Source organism: Mesorhizobium sp. WSM4840, assembly GCF_055811755.1.
The window spans coordinates 1-3,353 of the sequence record NZ_JBVVQD010000080.1 but is presented as its reverse complement, the minus strand read 5'-3'; the positions used below and the strand labels follow the sequence as shown (position 1 = coordinate 3,353).

Sequence of the window (3,353 nt, the reverse complement as noted above, 5' to 3'; positions counted from 1 at the left end):
CTGCCTTATGGGCAGATCCAGTAATGGGGAGCTGGGGTGCAGACATTGACATTTTTCGGTGAATTGTTGCGCTTTTTGTCTCCATAACAGCGCGGTCCTGCGCCTCCGTCGGCTCGGCCATCGATGGCCGGTCACAAACGGAGACGAATATGTTGGAGACCTACTTCTCGGCATCGAAGCTGCTGGGGCATCTGCGGAGCGGACCAAGCGGACCATACCTTGACGGTTTCGCAGCCGCGCTCGAGCGGCAGGGCTATAGTGCCGGCACGGCCGCGCGATATTTGCGGGCGGCGGCGCACCTCGGCCATGTCGTGGCTCGGCAAGGGGCAATGCCCAACGACATTGATCTGGCGATGTTCAGCGAGCACTTGCGCAGTTGTCGATGTCCGCGCGCCATGGGAGGGCGTCGCAACCACCACACCATTTTCGGCGCCAGGCTCTTTCGCGAGCACCTTGTCGAAATCGGCGTTTGCGAGTCCGCCGCTGCCGCATTGCAGCGTGCCGAGCCGTGCTTGGTGGCTCACTTCAAAGTGTGGCTGCGCAAGCACCGCGGGGCGTCCGATCCCACCATAAAGCTCTACGCCCGCGACGCCGCCCACTTGATGGCGGCACTCGGGGACGATCCAGAAAGGTGGGAACCAGCCGCCATTCGCAGCTTTTTCCTGGACCGCGCGAGCCATTGCGGCAATGGAACCGTCGAGAAGCTGACGACCAGCCTGCGCGCGTTCTTGCGGTATCTTGCTGTCGAAGGCCGCTGCCGAGCGGGTCTCGCCGATGTCGTTCCTGGCTATGCCCGTTGGCGGCTTGCCGACTTGCCGCGATATCTATCGGCGGAGCAGGTGAACCGGCTGATCGCGGCATGCGATGGCGAAGTCGTTGCGCGTCGGCGTGATCGCGCGATCGTCCTGCTCTTGGCGCGCCTCGGGCTGCGGGCCGGCGACGTGGCGCAACTCCACCTCGACGACATCGAGTGGGAGACGGGCTCGCTGCGGGTCTCGGGCAAGTCGCGCTACGAGGTGCGTCTGCCGCTTCCGCAAGACGTCGGGGATGCGATCGCCGCCTACCTCGCGTGCCGCCCTTCGACCTGCCCGAGCGATCACGTGTTCCTCCGCAATATCGCGCCGTTTCGACCGTTCCGGAACGGTGACGGCATCTCGTCGGTGGTGAAACGCCTCATGCAGCGGGCCGGCATCGTGGCGCCAGTCAAGGGCGCACACGTCCTGCGACACACGGCGGCGACAGAGATGCTGCGCCATGGCGTTCCGCTCGAGAAGATCGGGTTGGTCCTGCGGCACCGAGGCATCGACACGACGGCCCATTACGCCAAGGCCGATGTCATGCTCCTGAAGCAAATCGCGCAGCCCTGGCCGGAGGTTCTCTGATGTTGAAGGCCATCGAGACTTATCTGGCGCTCCGCCGTGCCACTGGATTCGCAATGCTGAATGCGGAATACCTGCTCAGGAGCTTTGCCGCCTTTGCGACCGAGCGCGGGCAAACGCATGTCCACACGCAAACCGCAATCGATTGGGCGGCGCGGGGACCGTCTGTCGCGCAACGCGATGCCCGACTGAAAGCCGTTTGCCGCTTTGTGCGTCATGTCCGGGTTGAAGACGCCCGGCATGAGCTTCCGCCGGTTAATCACTTCGGCGCCCGCAAGACGCGGCGCTCGCCGCATATCTACTCAGCAGCGGAGATCAATCGCCTCATCGAGGCCGCCGTTCGGCTTCGACCCAAAGGCGGCTTGCGCTCACGGACCTATGCGACATTGATCGCACTGCTCTCAGTCACCGGGTTGAGGATCTCCGAAGCGCTGAAGTTGACGGTCGCCGACGTGACGCGCGACGGCCTGCTGATCCGCGAGACGAAGTTCCGGAAAACCCGCCTGGTGCCGCTGCACGACACGGCAGTAACGGGCTTGACGGGCTATCTGGCGCATCGCCGGCCCTGTTCCGAGACTGATCCGGTGTTCGTTGACGCGCGTGGTCTGCCGCTGCGCTACATTGCTGTCAAAGAGACCTTCGACAGGCTGGTTGACAGGGCAGGTATCGTACCGGCGGCGAAGCGCCGCCCGCGTCTGCACGATCTGCGGCACACGTTTGCGGTGCGTGCGCTGCAAGGCAGTCCGGCAGATCGAAGCCGAAGCGGCGCGCATATGGCGGCGCTTGCGACCTACATGGGTCACGTCAACATCTATGCGACCTACTGGTACCTGGAGGCCACCGCCGACCTCATGCGCGACGTCGCCGCGGCCGGTGAAGGGTTCATTACCGAAGGGAGGCAATCATGACGCCGATTGCCCCCCTCATCGAAGCGTTCCTCAATGAGACACTCGCCCGCCAGCGGGGCGTCAGTCGGCATACGCGCGACTCCTATGCCCTGAGCTTCCAGTTGCTCTTCATGTTCGCTGCAAAGAGGCTGAAAGTCTCGCCATCGACGCTGACGCTGGAACAACTCGACGCCCGCCTCATCAGCGCCTTCCTGGAGTATCTCGAGGATAAGCGCAAAAACGCGCCGGTGACGCGCAATGTCCGGCTGGCGGCCATTAAGTCCTTCTTCCGCTTCCTCGAATACAGGCAGCCGGCAGCCCTGGAGCATATCCGCCGCGTCCTGGCGATCCCATTCAAGAAGACGGATCGGCGTCTGGTCCCCTATCTCCTGCGGGAGGAGTTGCAAGCGGTGCTCGACGCTCCGGATCCCGCCACGCGTGATGGCATCCGCGACAGGGCCATGCTGCATCTGGCGGTTTGCGCGGGTCTGCGCGTGTCCGAGCTGACGGGGTTGAAGCTCGAGGACATCGACCTGTCGTCGATGAGCATTCGTGTCCTGGGCAAGGGACGGCGGGAACGGACGCTTCCCTTGTGGAAGACCACGGCCGCTGCCCTGCGCGCCTGGCTCGCCGTTCGCGGGCGGGTTGCAGCACCCGAGGTGTTCGTCAACGCCCGGGGAGAGCCGCTGAGCCGATGGGGCTTCGCCTATCTGCTCAAACAGCATGCAGCGACTGCCGCTCGAGCGCATCCCGGCCTCGACAAGAAACGCATCTCGCCTCACGTGCTCAGGCACACATGCGCGATGATCATCCTGCAAGCAACGCAGGACATCCGTAAGGTGTCGCTGTGGTTAGGACACGCCACTCTGACGACCACTGAAATCTACACGCGTGGTGATCCGACAGAGAAGCTCGACGCCATGGAATCGATCGTTCCACCGCATCTCCGGCGCGGCGCGTTCCAGCCGTCCGATAGGCTGATCGCGCTCCTCAAGCGCCCTTCGTAATGGTGAGCCGGGTTGGCGGCGGCGGACACAAGAGCGCGATCAAGTCGCCGCCAGCTCCCCATTACTGGATCTGCCCATAA

3 protein-coding genes are annotated in these 3,353 nt (G+C 63.8%); all 3 read left to right on the top strand.

What is annotated here, in order from left to right; all coding sequences use genetic code 11:
- The first annotated feature begins 149 nt into the window (after nt 1-149).
- The 3 genes from AC0L3I_RS36665 to AC0L3I_RS36655 are packed head-to-tail and all read left to right on the top strand — an operon-like array spanning nt 150 to nt 3,273.
- A complete protein-coding gene (locus AC0L3I_RS36665) occupies nt 150-1,382 on the top strand; it encodes a tyrosine-type recombinase/integrase (RefSeq protein WP_473530196.1) in 1,233 nt (410 codons plus the stop codon).
- Nucleotides 1,382-2,287, top strand: coding sequence for a tyrosine-type recombinase/integrase (locus AC0L3I_RS36660; protein ID WP_473530195.1), 906 nt, complete (start codon nt 1,382-1,384; stop codon nt 2,285-2,287). Before AC0L3I_RS36665 ends, AC0L3I_RS36660 begins: the two co-directional genes overlap by 1 nt.
- Complete coding sequence (locus tag AC0L3I_RS36655) at nt 2,284-3,273, top strand: tyrosine-type recombinase/integrase (RefSeq protein ID WP_473530194.1); 990 nt, start codon at nt 2,284-2,286, stop codon at nt 3,271-3,273. The genes AC0L3I_RS36660 and AC0L3I_RS36655 overlap by 4 nt, the downstream gene beginning before the upstream one ends.
- The last annotated feature ends 80 nt before the right edge of the window (nt 3,274-3,353 follow it).